This window comes from Streptomyces beijiangensis, assembly GCF_017315755.1.
Lineage (GTDB): Bacteria > Actinomycetota > Actinomycetes > Streptomycetales > Streptomycetaceae > Streptomyces > Streptomyces beijiangensis.
On sequence record NZ_JAFLRJ010000985.1, the window covers coordinates 1 to 402 of the forward strand.

The 402-nt window shown below is 67.9% G+C and carries 1 pseudogene; it reads right to left on the minus strand.

Annotated features, from left to right (window positions below):
- Positions 1–135 precede the first annotated feature (135 nt).
- Positions 136–402, minus strand: a pseudogene (locus tag J0695_RS40200) (P-loop NTPase family protein); the annotation flags it as partial.

A 402-nucleotide genomic window follows, 5' to 3' on the forward strand; every position in this document is an offset into this window, starting at 1 on the left:
CTATCTGCCCCTCGGGCAGCAGACCACGGACCTGTCCGGCGGCGAGGCACAACGGATCAAGATGGTGCGGCACCTGAGCAGCAGCCTGACCGGTCTCACGTACATCGGGACGTCATCGCGATCGCCGACCACGTCATCGACATGGGCCCCGGGGCCCATGTCGATGACGTGGTCGGCGATCGCGATGACGTCCCGGTCGTGCTCCACGACCAGGACGGTGTTCCCCTTGTCGCGCAGCGCGAGCAGGATCTCGTTCATGCGCCGCACGTCGCGCGGGTGGAGGCCGACGCTGGGCTCGTCGAAGATGTACGTGAGACCGGTCAGGCTGCTGCTCAGGTGCCGCACCATCTTGAGCCGTTGGGCCTCGCCGCCGGACAGGGACGTGGTCTGCCGCCCGAGGGA